The 23,057-nt window shown below is 62.7% G+C and carries 20 protein-coding genes; 17 read left to right on the top strand and 3 right to left on the bottom strand.

The window, feature by feature from the left end; genetic code table 11:
- On the bottom strand, positions 1-255 hold the full coding sequence (locus NKH05_RS33080; protein WP_348633225.1) for a hypothetical protein: 255 nt from the start codon (positions 253-255) through the stop codon (positions 1-3).
- Between NKH05_RS33080 and ruvB the strand changes: the two genes are divergently transcribed.
- The 11 genes from ruvB to ftsH all read left to right on the top strand — a co-directional run bounded on the left by ruvB (position 254) and on the right by ftsH (position 11,849).
- Positions 254-1,294 (top strand): Holliday junction branch migration DNA helicase RuvB, encoded by a 1,041-nt coding sequence (gene ruvB, locus NKH05_RS04310; protein ID WP_352494158.1) that lies wholly within the window; start codon positions 254-256, stop codon positions 1,292-1,294. The two genes, NKH05_RS33080 and ruvB, sit on opposite strands and share 2 nt — an antisense overlap.
- A gap of 125 nt (positions 1,295-1,419) precedes the next feature.
- Positions 1,420-1,890, top strand: a complete 471-nt coding sequence (ybgC, locus tag NKH05_RS04315) for a tol-pal system-associated acyl-CoA thioesterase (protein ID WP_353025063.1) — start codon at positions 1,420-1,422, stop codon at positions 1,888-1,890.
- 297 nt (positions 1,891-2,187) lie between these two features.
- Positions 2,188-2,898, top strand: a complete 711-nt coding sequence (tolQ, locus tag NKH05_RS04320; RefSeq protein WP_254816465.1) for a protein TolQ — start codon at positions 2,188-2,190, stop codon at positions 2,896-2,898.
- A 9-nt stretch (positions 2,899-2,907) separates the two neighbouring features.
- Positions 2,908-3,366: an ExbD/TolR family protein gene (locus tag NKH05_RS04325; RefSeq protein WP_352494160.1), complete on the top strand. Its 459-nt coding sequence runs from the start codon at positions 2,908-2,910 to the stop codon at positions 3,364-3,366.
- 8 nt (positions 3,367-3,374) lie between these two features.
- Positions 3,375-4,532 carry a cell envelope integrity protein TolA gene (gene tolA / locus NKH05_RS04330; protein ID WP_352494161.1) on the top strand — a complete coding sequence of 386 codons (1,158 nt, stop codon included), beginning with the start codon at positions 3,375-3,377 and terminating at the stop codon, positions 4,530-4,532.
- 80 nt (positions 4,533-4,612) lie between these two features.
- A complete protein-coding gene (gene tolB, locus NKH05_RS04335) occupies positions 4,613-5,884 on the top strand; it encodes a Tol-Pal system beta propeller repeat protein TolB (RefSeq protein WP_502900346.1) in 1,272 nt (423 codons plus the stop codon).
- 44 nt (positions 5,885-5,928) lie between these two features.
- Complete coding sequence (locus NKH05_RS04340) at positions 5,929-6,306, top strand: four helix bundle protein (RefSeq protein WP_352480916.1); 378 nt, start codon at positions 5,929-5,931, stop codon at positions 6,304-6,306.
- A gap of 231 nt (positions 6,307-6,537) precedes the next feature.
- Positions 6,538-7,044, top strand: coding sequence for a peptidoglycan-associated lipoprotein Pal (gene pal / locus NKH05_RS04345; protein WP_352480915.1), 507 nt, complete (start codon positions 6,538-6,540; stop codon positions 7,042-7,044).
- Positions 7,045-7,231: 187 nt separating this feature from the next.
- Entirely contained in the window at positions 7,232-8,341 is a 1,110-nt protein-coding gene (gene ybgF, locus NKH05_RS04350) for a tol-pal system protein YbgF (protein WP_023719604.1), read from the top strand.
- Positions 8,342-8,395: 54 nt separating this feature from the next.
- Entirely contained in the window at positions 8,396-9,817 is a 1,422-nt protein-coding gene (tilS, locus tag NKH05_RS04355; RefSeq protein WP_352480914.1) for a tRNA lysidine(34) synthetase TilS, read from the top strand.
- A gap of 106 nt (positions 9,818-9,923) precedes the next feature.
- Positions 9,924-11,849 carry an ATP-dependent zinc metalloprotease FtsH gene (ftsH, locus tag NKH05_RS04360; protein ID WP_023677989.1) on the top strand — a complete coding sequence of 642 codons (1,926 nt, stop codon included), beginning with the start codon at positions 9,924-9,926 and terminating at the stop codon, positions 11,847-11,849.
- A gap of 596 nt (positions 11,850-12,445) precedes the next feature.
- On the opposite strand, the gene NKH05_RS04365 is transcribed toward ftsH, so the two are convergent.
- Positions 12,446-13,111, bottom strand: coding sequence for a hypothetical protein (locus NKH05_RS04365; protein ID WP_502896311.1), 666 nt, complete (start codon positions 13,109-13,111; stop codon positions 12,446-12,448).
- 874 nt (positions 13,112-13,985) lie between these two features.
- Here NKH05_RS04365 and glmM point away from each other — a divergent pair.
- From glmM to serA, 5 genes are all read left to right on the top strand, one after another.
- Positions 13,986-15,338, top strand: a complete 1,353-nt coding sequence (gene glmM / locus NKH05_RS04370; RefSeq protein ID WP_352494163.1) for a phosphoglucosamine mutase — start codon at positions 13,986-13,988, stop codon at positions 15,336-15,338.
- Between the two features lie 226 nt (positions 15,339-15,564).
- Positions 15,565-16,407 carry an outer membrane protein gene (locus NKH05_RS04375; protein WP_352861257.1) on the top strand — a complete coding sequence of 281 codons (843 nt, stop codon included), beginning with the start codon at positions 15,565-15,567 and terminating at the stop codon, positions 16,405-16,407.
- Between the two features lie 235 nt (positions 16,408-16,642).
- Positions 16,643-17,392, top strand: coding sequence for an outer membrane protein (locus tag NKH05_RS04380; RefSeq protein ID WP_352861258.1), 750 nt, complete (start codon positions 16,643-16,645; stop codon positions 17,390-17,392).
- Positions 17,393-17,580: 188 nt separating this feature from the next.
- Positions 17,581-18,756 carry a phosphoserine transaminase gene (locus NKH05_RS04385; RefSeq protein ID WP_353025067.1) on the top strand — a complete coding sequence of 392 codons (1,176 nt, stop codon included), beginning with the start codon at positions 17,581-17,583 and terminating at the stop codon, positions 18,754-18,756.
- Between the two features lie 188 nt (positions 18,757-18,944).
- The gene (serA, locus tag NKH05_RS04390) at positions 18,945-20,543 is read left to right on the top strand and encodes a phosphoglycerate dehydrogenase (protein ID WP_353025068.1); all 1,599 of its coding nucleotides are present in this window, start codon (positions 18,945-18,947) and stop codon (positions 20,541-20,543) included.
- 84 nt (positions 20,544-20,627) lie between these two features.
- Here serA and NKH05_RS04395 read toward each other — a convergent pair whose 3' ends face one another.
- Positions 20,628-21,530 (bottom strand): DMT family transporter, encoded by a 903-nt coding sequence (locus tag NKH05_RS04395; protein ID WP_352547151.1) that lies wholly within the window; start codon positions 21,528-21,530, stop codon positions 20,628-20,630.
- Between the two features lie 216 nt (positions 21,531-21,746).
- Here NKH05_RS04395 and NKH05_RS04400 point away from each other — a divergent pair, with 216 nt between their 5' ends.
- On the top strand, positions 21,747-23,045 hold the full coding sequence (locus NKH05_RS04400) for an adenylosuccinate synthase (protein WP_352857536.1): 1,299 nt from the start codon (positions 21,747-21,749) through the stop codon (positions 23,043-23,045).
- Positions 23,046-23,057 lie beyond the last annotated feature (12 nt).

Here is a 23,057-nt window from a genome sequence, read left to right on the forward strand (position 1 = left end):
TCAGGCGATACTGTTGCCTGGACGGTCGTGGATGGTCTCCTGATAGGAACGCCGCGCAATCTCGAATTTGCCGACCTCGCTGGATTTCTGGGTGATCCACCTAACGGGCCCGCTACGCTGGAACAGATCGACGCGGTGGTAAGGGATGCAGTGGGCCGCCAGGTTGTTGGCGAGCAGCAAGACGCCGAACGAGAGGGTGCCGGGTGACGTTAATCCGTGTCGATACGAACTTTTTCCTTCGAGCGGTATGCGCATGAGCCTTTCGCCACGCCTCATTGCTCCCGACAAACGCGGCGAGGACGCCGAGCAGACCTTGCGGCCGCAGACGCTCGGCGACTTCGTCGGCCAGGCGGCGGTGCGGGCCAATCTCAAAGTCTTCATCGAGGCCGCCAAGGGCCGCAGCGAAGCGCTCGATCATGTGCTGTTCGTCGGCCCGCCCGGCCTCGGCAAGACGACGCTGGCGCAGATCATGGCGCGCGAGCTCGGCGTCAATTTCCGCTCGACCTCCGGTCCGGTCATCGCCAAGGCCGGCGATCTCGCGGCGCTGCTCACCAACCTCGAAGACCGCGACGTGCTGTTCATCGACGAGATCCACCGGCTCAACCCGGCGGTCGAGGAAATCCTCTATCCGGCGATGGAGGATTTCCAGCTCGACCTGATCATCGGCGAGGGGCCGGCGGCGCGCTCGGTCAAGATCGACCTGGCCCGCTTCACCCTCGTCGCCGCCACCACCCGGCTCGGCCTGTTGACCAACCCGCTGCGCGACCGCTTCGGCATCCCGGTCAGGCTCAATTTCTATTCCGTCGAGGAACTCGAGCAGATCGTGCGGCGCGGCGCCCGCATCCTTGCCATGCCGCTCGGTGACGACGGTGCTTTGGAGATCGCCCGGCGGGCGCGCGGCACGCCGCGCATCGCGGGCCGGCTGTTGCGCCGGGTGCGCGACTTCGCCAGCGTTGCCGGCGACGGCCATGTCGACCGCAGGATCGCCGACGAGGCGCTGACGCGGCTGGAGGTCGACGGGCTCGGCCTCGACGCGCTCGACCGCCGCTATTTGTCGATGATCGCCCGGAATTTCGGCGGCGGGCCAGTCGGCATTGAAACCATCGCCGCTGGGCTTTCCGAGCCGCGCGATGCCATCGAGGACATCATCGAACCCTTTCTGATCCAGCAAGGCTTTATCATGCGCACGCCGCGCGGCCGCGTGCTGGCGGCCAATGCCTGGCGGCATCTCGGCCTCGACGCGCCGAAGGACCTGGCGCAGCAGCAGATCAGCCTGTTCCAGGAAGAGCCGTAAGTTCCGCTGCTTATGGCTTCGGTGCTGGCAGTTCCCGGCCCCGCCCTCCAGGTCTTGATCATCGCCGGTCTATGCGCAAAACAGGTGTTGCTTAAAACAGGGCCCGTCGGGCCAAAAGGACAGCAATGGACGATCACCGTGAATCGGCATTGTCCGCCGGGCTTTCCGGCGCGCTGACGGAATTCGGCCATCGATTGATGGCGCGGGTCTATTATGCAGACACCGATTTTTCCGGCGTCGTCTACCACGCGCGCTATCTCGAGTTCTTCGAGCGCGGCCGTTCTGATTATCTGCGCTTGGCCGGCGTCCACCACACCGAGCTTGCCGAGGGCAAACATGGCGAGAAAATAGTCTGGGTGGTGCGGCGCATGAAAATCGATTTCCGCGGTTCGGCGCGCATGGACGACATCCTGACCATCGATACGCGCACCGACGAGATTTCCGGTGCGCGGATCGTCATGGCGCAACAGTTGAAGCGCGGCAGCGAAGTGCTGGTCGAGGCGCGGGTCGAAGCGGCGATCGTCGGCGACAACGGACGGCCGCGGCGCTTTCCCAAGGACTGGATCGCAGCCTTCATGCCCAGAACGCGCAAATAAGGGTTCAGAGGCGGACGATCCCGGAGCTCTCGGTTAGGGGGCCAGGACCGCCGGCGGCTCGTCGGGGCGCGGCAATGCGCCGCGCTGTACGTCCTAACCCATCCTTAACCATAACGGTCCATGAAGGGATTGGTTAAGATTGGGAGAATCCAAGCGCCTTCCTTTCACCAATATTTGCCCCGAAAAGGCCGCCAATGGTGCATTTGGGGTTATTCCGCCAGCTTAACGCGAACGGACCACAAGGGATGCCCATGGGCCAGCCGCCAGCCACGCCCGGAAAATCTTTAAGGACGTAACATGGAAAACATCGCTCTCGCCGAACCGGGCGCGCATTTATCGATTTGGGCCTTGTTCATGCAGGCCGGTTGGGTGGTCAAGCTGGTCATGATCGGGCTGCTCTGCGCCTCGATCTGGACCTGGGCGATCATCGTCGACAAGCTCGTCGCCTATGCCCGCATGCGGCTGGCGCTCAATCGCTTCGAACAGGTGTTCTGGTCGGGACAGTCGCTGGAAGAACTTTACCGCACGCTCGCCGACCGCAAGACGACCGGCATGAGCGCGATCTTCGTCGCCGCCATGCGCGAATGGAAGAAGAGCTTCGAGAAGGGCGCGAAATCGCCGCTCGGCCTGCAGACCCGCATCGACAAGGCGATGGATCTGGCGCTGACCCGGGAGATGGAAAAGCTGGAAGGGCGGCTCGGCTTTCTCGCCACCACCGGCTCGGCGGCGCCCTTCATCGGCCTGTTCGGCACGGTTATCGGCATCATGACTTCGTTCCAGGCGATCGCCGCCTCGAAGAACACCAGCCTGTCGGTGGTCGCGCCCGGTATCGCTGAGGCGCTGCTGGCGACGGCCATCGGCCTGCTCGCCGCCATCCCCGCCGTCATCGCCTACAACAAGCTGTCGTCGGACGCGAGCAAGATCGCGGTCCGCATGGAAGGGTTCGCGGATGAGTTCTCCGCCATACTCTCGCGCCAAATCGATGAAAAAGTCGCGCAGAAGGCCTGAGGAACGATCATGGGAATGTCCGTAAGCGCAGGTGGCGGAGGACGCGGCGGGCGCGGCCACAGGCGGCGCGGCCGCCATCACGCCCTGATATCGGAGATCAACGTCACGCCGATGGTCGACGTGATGCTGGTGCTGCTGATCATCTTCATGGTCGCGGCGCCGTTGCTGACGGTCGGCGTTCCGGTCGATCTGCCGGAAACTCAGGCCAAGCCGATTGCGGCCGACACGCAACCGATTACCCTATCAATCAATGCCGCCGGCCAGATTTTCATTCAGGAAACCGAGATCCCGATCGAGGAACTGGTGGCAAAGCTGCAGGCGATTTCGAAGACCGGCTATGACGAGCGCATTTTCGTTCGCGCCGACAAGGCAACCAATTATGGAGCGGCTCTGAAGGTCATGGGCTATGTCCAAGCCGCTGGCTACAAGAACATGAGTCTCCTGTCACTGCAGGAACAGGATCAGTAGACAAGAACATGCGGACCGGCCTCACCACATCGGTGATCTTGCATACGGTGGCGCTGGCCTTCGGCCTGTTCACGTTGTCCTCGCCGCCCGCGATGCCCGCGTCTGATGCGGAATCGGTGTCGGTCGAGATCGTGCCGATGGAAGCGACGGCACAGATCCTGCAAGGCGACAAGAAGGCTGTGATGCACGACAAGCCGGCGCCGGTGCCGACGCAGCGTCCCGACATCGTTCCCGACGCCCAGAAAGTCGGCGATAACAGCGTCGACACCGACAAGCCGCCGACACCTGAGCCCAAGCCCCAGCCAGTCGACATGACGGCGGCCCCGCCACCCGCGCCGACGCCGGTCGAAAAGCCCAAGCCCGAGGACGTGCCGAAGCCGAAGGAAGAGCCGAAGCCAATTCCCGCTACGGAGGTAGCGCCGGTGCCGCAGCCGAAGGAAGAGGTCAAGCCAGAACCGGTCAAGCAGACCGAGCCCAAGCCGACGCCGGCCAAGGAGCCGACGCCCACGCCGCCGCAGGACAAGACCGCCGCGATCGATCCACAGCCCGAGGTCAAGCCGGACGCCGTCGCCGAGGCGATTGCCAAGGAACCGCCAACCGAGGAGGCGCAGCTTCCCGACTCGGCCCCCGCGCCTGAGGCTCGGCCGAAGCCGCAGCCGGTCCAGGCCGAAAGCGCCAAGGCGCCGGAGCGCAAGGATGCCGACAAGCCGGTCAAGGAAGCCTCATCCAAGCCGAAATCGGACGACAAGCAATTCAACGCCGACGAGATTTCGGCTCTGCTCGACAAGCGGAAGCCGGCCGGTGGCGGCGCCAAGCGCTCGACCCAACAGTCTTCGCTCGGCGGCGACAAGGATCAGGGCCAGAAGCTCTCCAAATCGGAGATGGGAACCCTGGAAAATCAGCTTCAAGGATGCTGGACCCTGCCAGTCGGAGTGGAAGGCGCGGAGGATCTCGTCGCCGTGGTCCGCTTCAATCTTGACGCGTCGGGCAAGCTGGATGGCCGGCCTACTGTCGAAAAGTCGAGCGGAAACCGCCCGTTTGACGAAAGTGCCGTTCGCGCGGTTCAGAAATGCGACATGGCTGGCTTGCAGGTTCCCGCAGGCAAGCAGGACATCTGGTCCGACATCCAGGTCACTTTCGATCCGAGGGAGATGCTGGGCCTCTAGGCCGGCGCCCCCATAGAATCCTTGAAGAGAAGCGAGAAGACATGAAATCCATTCTCAAGCCGCTCCTGGCGATCGCAGCGATGGCGCTGGGCATGACCGTTGCTGCCACCCTGCCGGCGCGAGCGCTCGTTGAGCTCAACGTCAACAAGGGCAATGTCGAGCCGTTGCCGATCGCCATCACCGATTTCCAGGGCGGCGATGCGCTCGGCGCCGAGATTTCCGACATCGTCAGTGCCGACCTGAAACGCTCCGGCCTGTTCGCGCCGATCGACAAAAGCGCCTTCATCGAAAAGATCTCGAACCCTGATGCGACGCCGCGCTTCGAAGACTGGAAGGTGATCAATGCGCAGGCGCTGGTTACCGGCAGTGTCGGCAAGGAGGCTGACGGCCGTGTCCGCGCCCAGTACCGGCTGTGGGACACCTTTGCCGGCCAGCAGATGTCGGGCGAACAGTTCTTCGCCAACGACGCCAATACCAGGCGCGTCGCCCACATCATCGCCGACGCCATCTACGAACGGCTGACCGGCGAGAAGGGCTATTTCGACACGCGCGTCGTCTTCATCGACGAGTCCGGTGCCAAGAATGCGCGCAAGAAGCGGCTTGCCATCATGGACCAGGACGGCGCCAACGTCCGCTATCTCTCGAACGGCAAGTCGATCGTGCTGACGCCGCGCTTCTCGCCGAACCGGCAGGAAATCACCTATATGTCCTACGAGAGCGGTCAGCCGCGGGTGTACCTGCTGCAGATCGAGACGGGGCAGCGCGAGCTGGTCGGCAATTTCCCCGGCATGACGTTTGCGCCGCGCTTTTCGCCGGACGGCCAGAAAGTAATCATGAGCCTTCTGCGCGACGACGGAAATTCCAACATCTTCGCCATGGACCTGAGAAGCCGCTCGACGACCAGGCTTACCAATTCGACCGCCATCGATACCTCACCGTCCTACTCGCCCGACGGCAGCAAGGTGGTGTTCACCTCGGACCGCGGCGGCCGGGCGCAGATCTATGTGATGGGCGCCGACGGCTCGGGCCAGACCCGCATCTCGTTCGGCGACGGCGTCTATTCGACGCCGGTGTGGTCGCCGCGCGGCGATCTCATCGCCTTCACCAAGCAGACCGGCGGCGAATTCCAGATCGGCGTCATGCGCACCGACGGTTCGGGTGAGCGCATCCTGTCCACCGGCTTTCAGCAGGAAGGGCCGACCTGGGCACCCAACGGCCGGGTGGTGATGTTCTTCCGCGATTCCAATGGCGGACCAAAACTTGTGTCGGTCGACCTCACCGGCCGCAACGAACAGTCGATCCCGACAGCGAACTTCGCCTCGGATCCGGCCTGGTCGCCGCTGCTCGAATAGAGGAACTGAGGAATTGACGAACTGACGAGTTGAAGAACTGAAGAATGGAGAAGCCAGGGGCCTACATCGAGCACGCGAGGGATTTGGAAGTCTATAAGCGCGCCTATGCGGTTTCCCTTGGGGTACACAGAGCCACGCTTGCTTTTCCGAAAATGGAGCAATACGCGCTCGCCGATCAACTACGTCGTTCCAGCAAGGCGATCTGCGCCAATTTGGCTGAGGGTTTTGCCAAACAGACCCGCTCCAAGCCCGAATTCGCACGCTTCATTTCGATGGCCATAGGGTCATGCAGTGAAGTGGAGACGTGGATTTCGTATGCGTTCGACCTCGAGTATATCACACAGGTGCAACGCGACGACTGGTTGCAATCCTATGCCCGCATCTACGGAATGCTGGTCAATCTCAGAGAGAAGCTGAGGTGATCTCTTTCCTCAATTCCTCAACTCTTCAATTCTTCAATTCCCTCTTTTTCATGTTTTGGCCGCATTTCCGCCTACGGTCCGCGCTCATTGTCGCCCTTGAGTAGCCCTCGGCAGAACGGTTGTGGACGGCAGCCGAAACCAAATTTTAACCGTGTTTCTTGAGCGCCGGTTAACCCAAACGTGGTTACTGGACGATCAATGAAATCACTCGAATTGCGAAGGAGAGGCGGCATGGGCCGTATCGCAGCACTTACCACAAACCCGGTCATGATCGCGCTGGTCGCGATGCTCGCGATCACCGGTTGCGCCTCGAAGAAGACGCCAAACAGCGCCGCCGATCTCGGCCTCAACGGCGCTGGTGCGGCAACGCCCGGGTCAGCCCAGGACTTTACCGTCAACATCGGCGACCGCATCTTCTTCGACACCGATTCGTCGTCGATCCGCGCCGATGCGCAGACGACGCTGGCGCGCCAGGCACAGTGGCTGAACCAGTACAAGCAGTATGCCATCGTCATCGAAGGCCATGCCGACGAGCGCGGCACGCGCGAATACAATCTGGCGCTCGGCGCCCGCCGTGCTGCCGCCACCCGCGACTTCCTGGTCGCCAAGGGCGTTTCGGCGCAGCGCCTGAAGACCATTTCCTATGGCAAGGAGCGTCCGGTCGCGGTTTGCGACGACATCTCCTGCTGGTCGCAGAACCGCCGCGCCGTAACCACCCTGGGCGGCGCCGGCTCCTGATCGGCATAAATGCAACACTTGGTGCGAAAGGCGGCCAAAGGGCCGCCTTTTTCATATCTGCCCGCTCCAAACAAAATTTGGCCGAAGTCTCACGTCCTGTTAAGAGCCGAGAGCGTCTGGCTAGTCCCAGTTGGCTGGTCTACTTCGAGTGAGAGGCGCGCAACAACGGTTTCACGGCGAGAGGCACATGCATTTCAGATCGGTCTTGAGCGGCACGCTTGCGCTGCTGCTCGTATCAAGTATCGCGGCACTTGCTGACGGGGCAAGCGGCACCGAGCAGTCATCGGAAAGCGGCTTTTCCTTCCATCTGCCGACGATCAAACTGCCCGGCATTTTCGGTGAAAAGAAAAAGCCGGATCAGGTTCAACTCGCGCAACAGGATGGCACCGGCACTCCGGCGCTGGAGGAACAGCTCCGGCAGATGAACGGCAAGATCGAGGAACTCAACTTCCAGGTCCTGCAGATGCAGGAGCAGATCCGCAAGCAGCAGGAAGACAACGAATTCCGCTTCCAGCAGTTGGAAGGCGGTCCGCAAGGCGCGCAGCAGCCGGCCGAGCAGAAGAAGTCCGAGGCGGCGCCCAACAGCGACAACCCCAACGGCGACAGTAACGTGGCGGAGGCGCCTGCAACGCAGGCTCCGGCCGCTGCCGACACGCCGCCAGCCGGCGACAAGAGCGTCGAGGACGTCATCGTCGAATCGCCCAACGGCGATCCCGGCAAGCTGATCCCCGGCGCGCCGCCCAAGACGTTCGGCACCATCACCGTCGACAAAAACGGCAATGTCGTCGAAGCCGATGGCAATGCGCAGGCGAACGCGCCGGAGCAGAATACGGCCCCAGCCAACGGCGCCAACGCAGCCGGCAACAAGGCCGGCAAATCCGACGATACGGTGGTCGCGGCACTCCCCTCGACCAACGACCCGGAGGAGCTTTACCGCAACTCTTACCAGTTCATCCTGTCGGGCGACTACAGCACCGCCGAACAGGGCTTCCGCGACCATATCGCTCGGTTTCCCCGGGACGCCAAAGCGGCGGACGCGCATTACTGGCTCGGTGAATCGCTGCTCGGCCAGCAGAAATACCGCGATGCGGCCGAGACTTTCCTCGCAGCCAGCAAGGACTATCCCAAGGCCAAGAAAGCGCCAGACATGCTGCTGAAGCTCGGCGTCTCACTGGTCGGGCTGAAGCAGCGCGACGTGGCCTGTGCCACCTTCAGCGAGATCGGCAAGCGCTACCCCGATATTTCCGGCGCGCTCAAGGAGCGGGTCAAGCAGGAAAGGGCACTCGCGGCGTGCTAGTTTTTCTGTTGCACGTCGTTGCCCCAAAACCGGGCCCACTTTTGGGCGACATGCATGACGCTCGACACCGAGCCTGATCTTTCGGATTTTTCGCGGATCGACTTTTCCAACGGCGCTGTTGTGGCCGTGTCCGGCGGCAGCGACTCGACCGCCCTTCTCCTCCTCCTCAAAGCCCATCTCGACCGTACCGCACCGGCAACGAAATTGCTAGCGGTGACGATCGATCACCAATTGCGGCCGCAAGCGGCAGCGGAAGCGCAAGCCGTGGCCAGGCTGTGCGCGGCGCGCGGCATTGCCCATCGCATCGTCGTCTGGTCGGGGCACAAACCAGCGACCGGCCTGCCCGCCGCCGCGCGCGAAGCCCGATACCGGCTGCTCGCCGAGGCCGCCGAAGCGGCAGGCGTCGGGCTGATCCTGACCGGCCACACCGCCGACGACCAGGCCGAGACCGTGCTGATGAGGCAAGCGCGTGACGAGGTGCCAAGTGAGGAGAGGCCGCGGGGCCTTGCCGGCATGGCGCCGGCAACCCTCTACGACTGGCGGTACTGGATCGTGCGGCCACTGCTCGGCGTGCGGCGTGCGGAGCTGCGCAAATTCCTCCGGCGCGAACAGGTCGCCTGGATCGAAGATCCGACCAATGCCGACACTGCTTTCGAGCGGCCGCGCGTCCGCGCGGCACTTGTTGAAGGCAACGATGCGCTTCGCATGGCTGAAACGATGGCGCTGGCCAGAAAGGCGGCGGTCGAGCGTGAGCAGTTAGGACAGCGCGCGGCCATGCTGATCCGCGGCTTGGCCTCCAGGCCGGCCGCCGGCCTCGTCCGCCTCGATCAGGATTTTGCGACGGTCGCCGACCGCCGGGCGGCTATTTATGCGCTGCGCATCCTGCTGGCGGCGACCGGCGGTACCACCTTCCTTCCCGACCAGGCCCGCGGCGAAGCCCTTTTCGGCCGGCTCCGGGCCGGGCCGCTTTGTGCCACATTGTCGCGGAGCGTGGTCGATGCCCGGCGTACCGGCATCTTTCTGCATCGTGAGTTGCGCGATCTGCCGCCCGCTGTTGCGGTTTCCGACAATGCCCTTTGGGACGGCCGCAGACGGATCACATTGAGCGACAGTTCAGGTGCATTGTTGATCGCGCCGCTGTTGGTTGCCCCGCTCGGGGTGGCTCTTGCCGCAAAGCGGGCAATTGCCGGGCATGGCACGCCGGCAAGCCTTGTGCGTGCCGCCTTGGCCGCCGAACCAGCGCTATGGCGGGATGGCGAATGCCTTGGTCTGCCTGGGCAAGGCCCGGGTTTGCCTGAGGAAAGCCCGATGCCGGCGGCGGTCGCCGCATATCCGGCAGTCGCGCCCTTCGCCCGTTTCCTGCCGTCCTTCGATCTGGCGCCGGCCGATGCCGTCGCCGCGTTGCTTGGCGCGGCGCCGGTTCCAGCCGCGCCATTCGGCGGCCACAGTGCCGGCCTACCACGGGCGAAAGCTTAACCGAGACCTGCTGTTATGCTTGGCAAGGGGAGACGCTCTCCCTATGTTAGGGCCAAGTTTCCTCTCACGACGTGCGTCCGCCCAGCGGGCGCCAACGGGACAATTGATGAATCCAAATTATCGCAACCTCGCGCTCTGGGCGATCATAGCGGTCCTGCTCATCGCTCTCTTCAATCTTTTCCAAACGCCGCAGACGCGTGGAGCCTCGAGCGATGTCCCCTATTCGCAGTTCCTACAGGAGGTCGCGGCGGGACGGATCAAGTCGGTGACCATCGCCGGCGCCCGTATCTCCGGCAACTACACGGACAGCTCCAACGGCTTCCAGACCTATTCGCCTGGGGACCCGTCGCTGGTTTCGCGGTTGCAGGACAAGAACGTCACCATTAATGCGCGTCCTGAATCCGACGGCTCCAATTCGCTGTTTGGCACCCTGATATCCTGGCTGCCGATGATCCTCATCCTCGGCGTCTGGATATTCTTCATGCGCCAGATGCAGTCCGGTTCCGGCCGCGCCATGGGCTTCGGCAAGTCGAAGGCCAAGCTTTTGACCGAAGCGCATGGCCGCGTCACCTTCCAGGACGTCGCCGGCGTCGACGAAGCCAAGGAAGATCTGGAAGAGATCGTCGAGTTCCTGCGCGACCCGCAGAAATTCCAGCGGCTCGGCGGCAAGATCCCGCGCGGCGTGCTGCTCGTCGGTCCTCCCGGAACCGGCAAGACGCTGCTCGCCCGCTCGGTCGCCGGTGAAGCCAACGTGCCGTTCTTCACCATTTCGGGCTCGGATTTCGTCGAGATGTTCGTCGGCGTCGGTGCAAGCCGCGTCCGCGACATGTTCGACCAGGCCAAGAAGAACGCCCCTTGCATCATCTTCATCGACGAAATCGATGCCGTCGGCCGCCATCGCGGTGCCGGCCTCGGCGGCGGCAATGACGAGCGCGAGCAGACGCTGAACCAGCTGCTGGTCGAGATGGATGGCTTCGAATCCAACGAAAGCATCATCCTGATCGCCGCCACCAACCGGCCCGACGTGCTCGATCCGGCGCTGCTCAGGCCGGGCCGCTTCGATCGCCAGGTGGTGGTGCCGAATCCCGACATCGTCGGCCGCGAGAAGATCCTGAAGGTGCATGTGCGCAACGTGCCGCTGGCGCCCAATGTCGACCTCAAGGTGATCGCACGCGGCACGCCGGGCTTTTCCGGCGCCGACCTGATGAACCTGGTCAACGAGTCCGCCCTGATGGCGGCGCGGCGCAACAAACGCCTCGTCACCATGGCCGAATTCGAGGACGCCAAGGACAAGATCATGATGGGCGCCGAGCGCCGCTCGTCGGCGATGACGCAGGCTGAGAAGGAGCTGACAGCCTATCACGAGGCCGGCCACGCCATCCTGGCGCTCAATGTGCCGTCGGCCGATCCGCTGCACAAGGCGACCATCATCCCGCGCGGCCGGGCACTCGGCATGGTCATGCAGCTGCCGGAAGGCGACCGCTATTCGATGAGCTACAAATACATGATCTCGCGCCTCGCCATCATGATGGGCGGCCGTGTCGCCGAGGAGTTCAAGTTCGGCAAGGAGAACATCACCTCAGGCGCCTCTTCCGATATCGAGCAGGCGACCAAGCTGGCGCGCGCCATGGTGACGCGCTGGGGCTTCTCCGACAAGCTCGGCCATGTCGCCTATGGCGACAACCAGGAGGAGGTGTTCCTCGGCCATTCGGTGGCGCGCACGCAGAATATCTCGGAAGAGACGGCGCAGATCATCGACGCCGAAGTGCGCCGGCTGATCGACGAGGCCTATTCGACGGCAAGGTCCATCCTGACCAAGAAGAAGAAGGAATGGATCGCGCTGGCGCAAGGCCTGCTCGAATACGAGACGCTGTCCGGCGAGGAGATCAAGCAGCTGATCGCCGGCAATAAGCCCGCACGCGACCTCGGCGACGACACACCGCCGAGCCGCGGCTCGGCCGTGCCGAAGTCCGGCCGCCGCAAGAAGGGCCCCGAGCCCGAAGGCGGTATGGAACCCCAGCCGTCAAGCTAGGCTCCGGCCCAGGAGAGATCGACTTCGAAACGCCGCGGCTCTGACCGCGGCGTTTTTCTTTGGGGAATGCGACCCTTCCTGCATCGCTGGAAATTGGCGAAAGTGACGATGACGGCCAATCTCCCCCCTCGCGGGGGAGATGTCCGGCAGGACAGAGAGGGGCGCGAAGGAACGCGGCCTTCTATCGTCCTCGTTGACGACTTCGGGAAGATCGACAAGGCGCGCCGGTGAAGGAAATTCGCAGTTTTTTGCCGACGGCGCCACATTTTGTTCTTGCTTTGTGCCGGCAGCTATGCTACTAATTTGCGTATGGTGCCAATTGGCTCCAACGACCCGCCCGCCGAGGCGGGTTTTTTGTTTCAGGCTCCTTCGACCAAACGTGGCGCGTGCTGCCGACCATCGATGTCGGCGGGACAGCGCCCCTCTCTGTCCTGCCGGGTCCTGCCGGACATCTCCCCCACGAGGCGGGAGATCGCTAGAGCGGCGGCCGACTGCGCGCGGATGCCGCCTCTTCGGAACGCGCGGCAGCATGCAGCAACAAAAAAGCCCGCGAACCTTGCGGCTCGCGGGCTCATGTCGTCGGATGATGGCGCTGGTCAGCTCTTCAGCTTGGCGTTGCAGAGGCTGTAGAAGCCGCCGCCCTTCTGGATCCACCTGAGGCCGCCCAGCGTGTTGGCGTCCTTGTTGGCGTAATACAGGTCGAGGCAGGTGTGCATGCGGCCCTTGGCCGGGGTCTCGGTAGCGTATTTCTTGGAGATCGCCGTCGGGAATTTCACGCCCTGGGGGGCGGTGATGGTCGGCGCTTGCGGATCGCCGGTGTACTTCGCATCGGGAGCCGGCAGGGTGTCGTCGTCGTCGGCTGCGCCGGCGCCGCATTGGCTCTTGCGGAAGTCGTTCCACTTCATGCCGTTCAAAGTATTGCCGGACTTGGCGGCCTGATATTTGGCGCTGCAATCAGCCATGCTGAGGCCTTTGCCGGTATCGGTCGCGGCAGCTGTCGTCGCCTTGGCAGGTGCCGCGGCAGGTTGTGCCGCTGCAGTTGCGCCGGCGGCGCATTCACTCTTGCGGAAATCGTTCCATTTCATGCCGTTGAGCGTGCCGGCAGCCTTGGCGGCCTGGTATTTGGTGCTGCATTCCTTGGCCGTCAGGCCCGGCGCAGCGTCGTCGGCGGTGGCTGCCGCAGCCTTGGTCGTGGCGGCGGGTTGTGCGGCTGCCGTCGCGTCGGCGGCGCACTGGGTCTTGCGGAAATCGTTCCACTTCATGCCGTTCAGCGTGCCGGCGGCTTTTGCCGCCTGGTACTTGGTGCTGCACTCCTTCGCCGTCAGCCCAGGCGCCGCATCGTCGCCGGCGGCTGCCTTGGTGGTGTCGGCGGCCTTGGCCGTGGCTTTGGCTGGGGCGGGATCGGTCGTAGCGGCGGTGGCATCGGTGCCGCATTGGGCCTTGCGGAACTGGTTCCAGTTCTGCCCGCCAAGCGTTCCCGCATCCTTGGCCGCGTTATACTTGGTGCTGCACTCGGCCATGGTCAGCGCATTGGCAGGCGCCGCCAGGAATAAGGTCGCGACGGCAAGGCCCGTCAAAGTGGCAAGTCGATGGATGAGCATGCGTTTTCTCCCTATGGCGGTTCATGATATGTCCCAGTGCAGCAATAGCGCTCAACGGCTGGTTGCGCCAGATGCTAAGTAGCGTAGAGACAATTTAGAAGTGCATTCTTTTCTTTAAGGTGATGAATTCGTTGCCGGGACTGTTTCCCAGCCAAGTTCGTCCGGGTGCATTGCACGGAGAGCGCGCATATGGCTCGTTCCCAGCGAGTACACTGCGTCGCATGACAGCCAGTCAAATCGGCGGGTGCGACGGACCTGAGCCTATCTCTGTCTGAAGCAGCGCGATGCGGATTCGGGTTCAAGGCCACACTGTCACAAACCAAAGGATCCAGATGAGGTTTGAGGTTGACGTTTCTGATGCTGCTGCCGCAACAAGGGCTCGAAACTTGAAAATCAACACATTAGCGTGACGCAAAACACACAAGACAACAATTTTCTAAGGATTGGTCGTCCATAATCATACAATGTGATGACAGAGCTCGGCCGATTTTATGGCATGAGATGCTCGGAAAGAACCATCGGGAAGCTGGCTAGCATGGCAGGACATTATTTCGGTACGGACGGTATTCGTGGGCGCGCCAACAAGTTTCCAATGACGGCGGAGGTCGCCATGAGGGTCGGCATGGCCGCCGGCCTCTCGTTCCAGCGCGGCAGCCACCGCCACCGCGTCGTGCTCGGCAAGGATACCAGGCTTTCCGGCTACATGATCGAGAACGCGATGGTGTCGGGCCTGTGCGCCGCCGGCATGGATGTCTTCCTGCTCGGCCCGATCCCGACGCCAGCGGTTGCAATGCTGGTGCGCTCGCTGCGCGCTGATATAGGGGTGATGATCTCTGCCTCGCACAACCCCTATTACGACAATGGCATCAAGCTGTTCGGCCCCGATGGCTACAAGCTGTCCGATGAGATCGAGGAGCGTATCGAGGGGATGCTCGACAAGGATATCGAACTGGCGCTTGCCGATTCTGATGGGCTCGGCCGCGCCAAACGCGTCGACGGCGTGCATGACCGCTATATTGAATTCGCCAAGCGCACGCTGCCGCGCTCGATGTCGCTGTCGGGCCTGCGCATCGTCGTCGATTGCGCCAATGGCGCCGCCTACAAGGTGGCGCCCGACGCGCTATGGGAACTCGGCGCCGAGGTCGTTGCCATCAATGTCGAGCCCAACGGCTTCAACATCAACAAGGAATGCGGCTCGACCCATCCGGCCGGCCTGCAAAAGAAGGTGCACGAGGTGCGCGCCGATATCGGCATAGCGCTCGACGGCGATGCCGACCGCGTCGTCATTGTCGACGAGAACGGCGCGATCGTCGATGGCGACCAGATCATGGCGCTGATCGCCGAATCCTGGCACCAGAGCGGGCGGCTGGCCGGCGGCGGGGTCGTCTCGACGGTGATGTCCAATCTCGGCCTCGAACGCTTCCTCGGCGACATGAACCTGCAGTTGCATCGCACCAAGGTCGGCGACCGCTATGTCGTCGAGCACATGCGTGCCCATGGGCTCAATGTCGGCGGCGAACAGTCGGGCCACATCGTGCTGTCCGATTTCTCGACCACCGGCGACGGCCTCGTCTCGGCGCTCCAGGTGCTCGCCTGCATCAAGCGGCAGAACCGGCCGGTCAGCGAATTGTCGAAGAAGTTCGAGCCGGTGCCGCAGCTGTTGAAGAACGTGCATATTTCCGGCGGCAAGCCGCTGGAGGAGGCGCCGGTCAAGGCAGCGATCGAAGATGCGCGCCATCGCCTCGGCAAGGCCGGGCGCTTGGTCATCCGGCCATCCGGCACGGAGCCGCTCATCCGTGTCATGGCGGAGGGCGACGACCCGCAGCTTGTCGAGTCCGTGGTCAACGACATCGTCGAGGTCATTTCGGAAACGCGCAGCGCCGCCTGATCTCCCTCCAATATCAGTTCAAAAAGCCCGCCTTGCCGGCGGGCTTTTTGTTGGATCGCCTGTCAGTCCTGCAACAGCAACGGCCGCCAGAATCCTCGGATTTTAGAGATTCGTGGTTAATCGATACGGTTAAACGCCTTTTAACCTTTCCGATTCATTATCCACAACTGAGGTCAATCATATTTCGGGCGCGTTCGCCGTTCGAGGGTTCTCAGGGGTGATAAGCATGTTCAACACAGCAAGAATGGCTCTCCTGGCCGCGCTGTTTGCCGGCGTCGGGCCGGCATTCGCCGCCGATTTCGTCGAGCCGCCGGTGGTCGAGGAGGCGCCGCCACCGATCGCCTACGAGCCGCCGGCCGAGTATGGCGGCTGGTATATCCGCGGCGATATCGACTATCACTGGTCGAAGTTTCGCGGTGGCGACTATATCACCTACGGTGTAGCGCCCCAGAATCCCGGCAAGTTCGATACAGGCAAGCTGGATGGCGCCTTCTCGGCCGGTGGCGGTGTTGGTTACCAGATCGACGAGCATTTCCGTACCGATCTCACCTTGGACTGGATGAGCAAATCCAAATTCCGCGGCTCGACCAACGGCTTCTGCGGCGTATTACAAACCCCTTGCACATCCGTCGACACCTCGTCCTATTCGGCGCTGCTGCTCTTGGCCAACGCCTATGTCGACATCGGCACCTGGCATGGCGTCACGCCTTATGTCGGCGCCGGCATCGGCGGCGCCTGGGTCAAATGGGATGATCTGCACAACGTCGACGATGACGGCGAGTTCGAGCATCATGGCGGTAAAGGCTGGCGTTTTGCATATGCTGCCATGGCGGGCGCATCCTACTGCCTGACCGACCGCGTCAAGCTCGATGTCGGCTACCGCTTCAGCCACATCAATGGCGGCAAGATGTTCGACTATGCTTCAGATAGCAATGTCGGCCCAGGCTATGACCGAGGCATCAACGTGCACGAAGTGCGCGGCGGCCTGCGCTACCAGTTCGGCAGGTCGGACTGTGCTCCGCCCCCGGAGCCCTATGTTCCGGAACCCGAGCCTGTCTACACGAAGTAGTCGCTTCGAAATCGAGGAATTCGTCGACCGCCCGGCTTAAGTCGGGCGGTTTTCGTTTGGCTGCCTAAAGATGCCGCGGCGCTCTGTAATACCGTCCAGCCCGAAGAGCGAAAGCCGCTCAAATCAACCGCTAACGCCTTGTTATCCTTAACCTGCACTTAACCACTATGGTTAACAATGCTTCCTGAAACGGCGCGTGCGATCGCGAATGCGCCAAGTTCGGGAGCCGGGGACCATGACATTCAAATCGCCTGTAGTGCTGGCGCTTGCAGCAATCGTCCTGATGCCGCTCACGCCGGCGCTTGGCGCCGACTACGATCCGCCGGTCTATGTCGACCAGGCGCCGGATTATGTGCCGGTCGAGGTTGGCTCGGGATGGTATCTGCGCGGCGATGTCTCCTATCTGGTGCAGAAGAGCTTCAAGGATGAGGATTTCGCCTTCACGCCCGCGAGGTTCGACGAAAAGGAAGATCCCATCTTCGCCAGCATTGGCTTCGGCTACCATTTCAATGACTATCTGCGCGCCGATCTCAATGTCGGCTATCTTCCCGGCAACAAGATCGACGTCGGCTATAACGACGGAACGACCGTGGCATCGGCGACCCTGAAGAACTATGCCTTCTCAGGCATACTCAATGGCTATGTCGACCTTGGCACCTATGTCGGAATCACACCTTATCTCGGCGCTGGTATCGGTGTCGTCCAGAGCAAGCGTCGCCTCTCGGCGAGCTACTTCACCGACAATGCCAACCCCGCCGACGATTTCGTCCTGCGTGACAACAAGACCCAATACTCCTTCGCCTACACGCTGAATGCCGGCCTTGCCTACCAAGTGTCCAAGAACGTCTCAGTCGATCTGGGCTATCAGTATTTTTCCGCGCCAGACGCCGAATATGTGACTGCCGAGAGCCTGACTTCTTTTCCGATCCGCAAAGGAATCAACAATCATCAAGTCAAAGTCGGACTACGCTACGATCTCTGGTAGGCTCGATCGAAGCCGAGGCGTTAACAATGGCGGGTCGTAGGCCCGCCGTTTGCTTTTTCGCTCCGGGCGCTGGCAATATCCTGACAGCGACGAAAACTTTCCCCTTGACGCCGAAAGCCTGAACGCATATCGCCGTCCGTGGGCCACCCCTCCCCAACGAGGGGCCACTATCTGGAAGGATAGCCACGATGACGACGCAGACGAAGCCCGGACTCCGTCCGGCAAATCCCAATTTTTCCTCAGGTCCCTGTGCAAAACGTCCCGGCTGGTCGGTCGCGGCGCTCAAAAATGCCGCGCTCGGACGCTCGCATCGCGCCAAGATCGGCAAGACCAAGCTCGAACAAGCGATCGAGCTGACGCGGGAAAATCTGCAGGTTCCGGCAGACTATCGCATCGGCATCGTGCCGGCCTCGGACACCGGCGCGGTCGAAATGGCGCTGTGGTCGCTGCTCGGCGAACGCGGCGTCGACATGGTCGCCTGGGAGAGCTTCGGCTCCGGCTGGGTCACCGATGTGGTCAAACAGCTGAGGTTAGCCGATGTGCGCAGGTTAGAGGCCGACTACGGCGCGCTGCCCGACCTGACGAAAATCGACTTCGACCGCGACGTGGTCTTCACCTGGAACGGCACGACGTCGGGCGTGCGCGTGCCGAACGGCGATTTCATCCCGGCCACCCGCAAGGGCCTGACCATTTGCGACGCCACTTCGGCGGCCTTTGCGCAAAAGCTCGATTTTCAGAAACTCGACGTCGTTACCTTCTCCTGGCAGAAGGTGCTGGGCGGTGAGGGCGCGCATGGCATGTTGATCCTCAGCCCGCGCGCCGTCGAACGGCTGGAAACTTACAAGCCGGCCTGGCCACTGCCGAAGATCTTCCGCCTCACTTCCGGCGGTAAGCTGATCGAGGGCATCTTCAAGGGCGAGACTATCAACACGCCGTCGATGCTGTGCGTCGAGGACTATCTCGACGCGCTGCATTGGGCGAAGTCGATCGGCGGCCTCGATGGGCTGATCGCCCGTGCCGACGCCAATGCCGCCGTGCTCGATGGCTTTGTCAGGAAATCTTCCTGGCTCGGCCATCTTGCAGCCGACCCGGCGACGCGCTCGAACACTTCGGTCTGCCTTTCCTTCACCGATCCGGATGTCGCTGCACTCGACGCCGACGGACAGGCTGCGTTCGCCAAGGCAATTGTCTCGGCGCTCGACAAGGAAGGCGTCGCCTATGACATCGGCGCCTATCGCGATGCCCCGCCCGGCCTGCGCATCTGGTGCGGCGCGACGGTCGAGGCCTCCGACCTCGAGGCGCTGCTGCCTTGGCTGGACTGGGCCTTTGCGGCGCAACAGGCGTCGCTGAAGGCAGCCGCCTGATCCCTCTCCCTCGAGGGGAGGGTGGCCCGAAGGGCCGGGTGGGGTCGCCTCCACCCGCTCAAGGACACGAGCTCAACGATCCACCATCCAGAAAGATTCGGCCGCATCCGGCCGCACCGACCCCACCCCGGCGCTTCGCGCCGACCCTCCCCTCAAGGAGGGACGCCAATCGCAAAGGACCAAGCCAAATGCCTCGCGTTCTCGTCTCGGATAAACTTTCCACCACCGCCGTGCAGATCTTCAGGGATCGCGGCATTGACGTCGACTATTTGCCGGATCTCGGCAAGGATAAGGAAAAACTGCTCGAGGTGATCGACCAGTATGATGGGCTGGCCATCCGCTCGGCGACAAAGGTCACGGAGAAGCTGATCAACGCCGCGACCAGGCTGAAGGTCGTGGGCCGCGCCGGCATCGGCGTCGACAATGTCGACATCCCGGCGGCGAGCCGCAAGGGCATCATCGTGATGAACACGCCCTTCGGCAATTCGATCACCACTGCCGAGCATGCGATCGCCATGGTCTTCGCGCTGGCCCGCCAGATACCGGAGGCCAACGCCTCGACCCATGCCGGCAAATGGGAAAAGAACCGCTTCATGGGTGTCGAGATCACCGGCAAGACGCTGGGCATCATCGGCTGCGGCAATATTGGCTCGATCGTCGCTACGCGCGGCGTCGGCCTGAAGATGCATGTCATCGCCTTCGATCCGTTCCTGTCGGACAGCCGCGCCGAGGAGCTCGGCGTCGAAAAGGTCGAACTCGACGAGCTGTTCGCCCGCGCCGACTTCATCACGCTGCACACACCGCTCACCGACAAGACGCGCAACATCATCGATGCCGCGGCGATCGCCAAAATGAAGACGGGTGTGCGCATCATCAATTGCGCGCGTGGCGGGCTGGTCGTCGAGGCCGACCTGATCGCGGCACTGAAAAGCGGCAAGGTGGCAGGCGCCGGCATCGACGTGTTCGAGGTCGAACCGGCGGAGTATAATGAACTGTTCGGCATGGAGAATGTCGTGGCGACGCCGCATCTCGGCGCGTCGACCACCGAAGCGCAGGAGAATGTCGCCCTTCATGTCGCCGAGCAGATGTCCGACTATCTGATCAAGGGCGCCGTTTCCAACGCCATCAACATGCCGTCGATCACCGCCGAAGAGGCGCCGCGGCTGAAACCTTTCGTCAAGCTTGCCGAAGTGCTCGGCGCCTTTGTCGGCCAGGTCACCGAGGATCCAATCAAGGAGGTCGAGATACTGTTCGACGGCTCGACCGCGACGATGAACACGCGCGCGCTGATCAGCGCCACCCTTGCCGGGCTGATCCGGCCGCAGGTCTCCGACGTCAACATGGTGTCGGCGCCGATCATGGTGAAGGAGCGCGGCATCATCGTCGCCGAGGTCAAGCGCGACAAATCCGGCGTGTTCGACGGCTATATCAAGCTCACGGTCAAGACCGAGCATAGGACACGCTCGATCGCCGGCACCTGCTTCTCGGATGGCAAACCGCGCTTCATCCAGATCAAGGGCATCAATCTCGACGCCGAGGTCGGCCAGCACATGCTCTACACGACGAATGCCGATGCGCCTGGGATCATCGGCCTGCTCGGCACGGTCTGCGGCGAGAACGGCGTCAACATCGCCAATTTCCAGCTCGGCCGCAACCGGCCGGGCGGCGATGCCATCGCATTGCTCTATCTCGATGCGCCGTTCCCGGAAAAGGTGTTGGCGCAGGTGCGCTCGCACAAGTCGATCGACTCGGCCAAGCGGCTGCACTTCGACGTCGGCGTGGCCTGAAATTCGGTCGCCCCGTGTGCAGCAGCACGCGGGGCGCTTCCACGGTCGTTGATGGACCGCAGTGAAACGTCGCGGCAAGCGACTTCATTCAGCGGCGGATATCGCCGTCTTCCGTCCGCTGTATTCGGCGAGGCCGATGCCGCCGAGCACCAGCGCGAGCGCCAGCGCCTGATAGAGCTGGAATGTCTCGCCGACGATCAGCACCGACAGCAGCGTACCGAAGATCGGCACCAGGTTGATGAACAGGCCGGCCCGGTTGGCGCCGATCAGCTCGTTGCCCCTGATATAGAAGATCTGCGATATGACCGAGGCACCGATGGCGGTATAGAACGCGACCGCCCAGCCGCGTGCATCGGGGACGATGACCTTGCCGGCGGCAATCTCCCACAGGAAGAAAGGCAGCGATGTGATGAGTGCGGCAACCGACAGCGCCAGCATCAGGCTCTGCCAGCGGATGACTGGCTTCAGCCGCAACCCCACCGAATAGAACGAGTAGCAAAGCACGGCGACCAGCATGATGGCGTCGCCGAAGTTGAGATCCAGCCTGAGAAGCTGGCGTGGATCGCCATGGCTCGCCGTCACCGCGACACCGGCGATGGTCAGCACGACGCCGATGACCTGCACGCCATTGACGCGCAGGCGAAAGAGCACAAAATTGGCGATGATGATGACGATCGGGATCGCCGCCTGCTCGATCGAGACGTTGATCGCCGTGGTGTAGTTGAGCGCCGTGTAGAAGATCGTGTTGAAGAAGGCGAAGCCGCAAGCGCCGAGCCCGCCAAGCAGCAACCAGTGCCTGCGCACCACCGGCCAATCTTGGCGCAGCGTTGCCCAGCCGATCGGCAGCAAGATCAGAACCGCCAGCAGCCAACGCAGGAAGACCAGCGTCATCGGCGAGATATGACCGACCGCCAGCTTCCCCGCCACGGAGTTGCCGCCCCACAGCAAGGTGGTGAACAGCAGGAACAGATAGGCGGCTCGATGCATCGTGAAGTCCCGGCCAGGCGGAGAGAAATGCGCGGTCGTTGCGGGCCTATTGCGGCAGCTCGCGCAAGTAAATGATGTCAAAGGCGAAAATTGTTGTGCCTCGGAGCGTTTTGGGCGGCAAAGAATGGTCGCGCTCGCCCGGTCTTGACGCTATAGAGGCCTGTCGTTTCGAACCGTTTCAAGCTGCCTGGCGCGGCATCTCAAGGGAAAAGAAGCATGGCCAATGTGGTGGTCGTCGGCTCGCAATGGGGCGATGAGGGCAAAGGCAAGATCGTCGACTGGTTGTCCGAGCGCGCCGACGTTGTCGTGCGCTTCCAGGGCGGCCACAATGCCGGCCATACGCTGGTCGTCGATGGCAAGGTCTACAAGCTGTCGCTGCTGCCGTCCGGCGTGGTGCGGCAAGGCAAGCTGTCGATCATCGGCAATGGCGTCGTCTTCGATCCGCACGCTTTCGTCGCGGAGGTGGCGAAATTGAAGGCACAGGGCGTCGAGGTGACGCCGGACCGCCTGAAAATAGCCGAAAACACCGCGCTTATCCTGTCGCTGCACCGGGAGCTGGACGGATTTCGCGAGGACGCCGCTTCCAATTCCGGAACGAAGATTGGCACGACCCGTCGCGGCATCGGTCCGGCCTACGAAGACAAGGTGGGCCGACGCGCGGTCAGGGTGATGGATTTGGCGGATTTGGAAACGCTGCCCTTGAAGGTCGACAGGCTGCTGACGCACCACAATGCGCTGCGCCGTGGGCTCGGCCATGCCGAGGTCACGCATGAGGCGATCATGAGCGAGCTGATCTCGGTCGCCGACGAGATTCTGCCCTATATGGACCGGGTCTGGAAAATCCTCGACGACAAGCGCCGCGCCGGCGAGCGCATCCTGTTCGAGGGCGCGCAAGGCACGCTGCTCGATATCGACCATGGCACCTATCCGTTCGTCACCTCCTCCAATACGGTTGCCGGCCAGGCCGCTGCTGGATCCGGTGTCGGCCCGGGCACCATCGGCTATGTGCTCGGCATCACCAAGGCCTATACGACGCGCGTTGGCGAAGGCCCGTTTCCGACCGAACAGAAGAACGAGATCGGCGAGTTCCTGGGCACGCGCGGCCATGAATTCGGCGTCGTTACCGGCCGCAAGCGCCGCTGCGGCTGGTTCGATGCCGTGCTGGTCCGCCAGGCTGTCGCCGTCAACGGCATCAAGGGCATTGCGCTGACCAAGCTCGATGTGCTCGATGGGCTGGACGAGATCAAGGTCTGCACCGGCTACCGCCTCGACGGCGAGGCGATCGATTACCTGCCGGCCAGCCAGGGCGCGCAGGCGCGCGTCGAACCGGTCTACGAGACGCTGGAGGGGTGGAAAGGCACCACCGCCGGCGCGCGCAGCTGGAACGACCTGCCGGCCCAGGCGGTGAAGTACGTCCGCTACATCGAGGAGCTGATCGGCGCGCCGGTCGCACTCCTTTCCACCAGCCCTGAACGGGACGACACGATACTTGTGACCGATCCGTTTCAAGACTAGTTTCTCAGCCTT

It is taken from the genome of Mesorhizobium sp. M1399 (genome assembly GCF_040317735.1).
Taxonomy (GTDB): domain Bacteria; phylum Pseudomonadota; class Alphaproteobacteria; order Rhizobiales; family Rhizobiaceae; genus Mesorhizobium.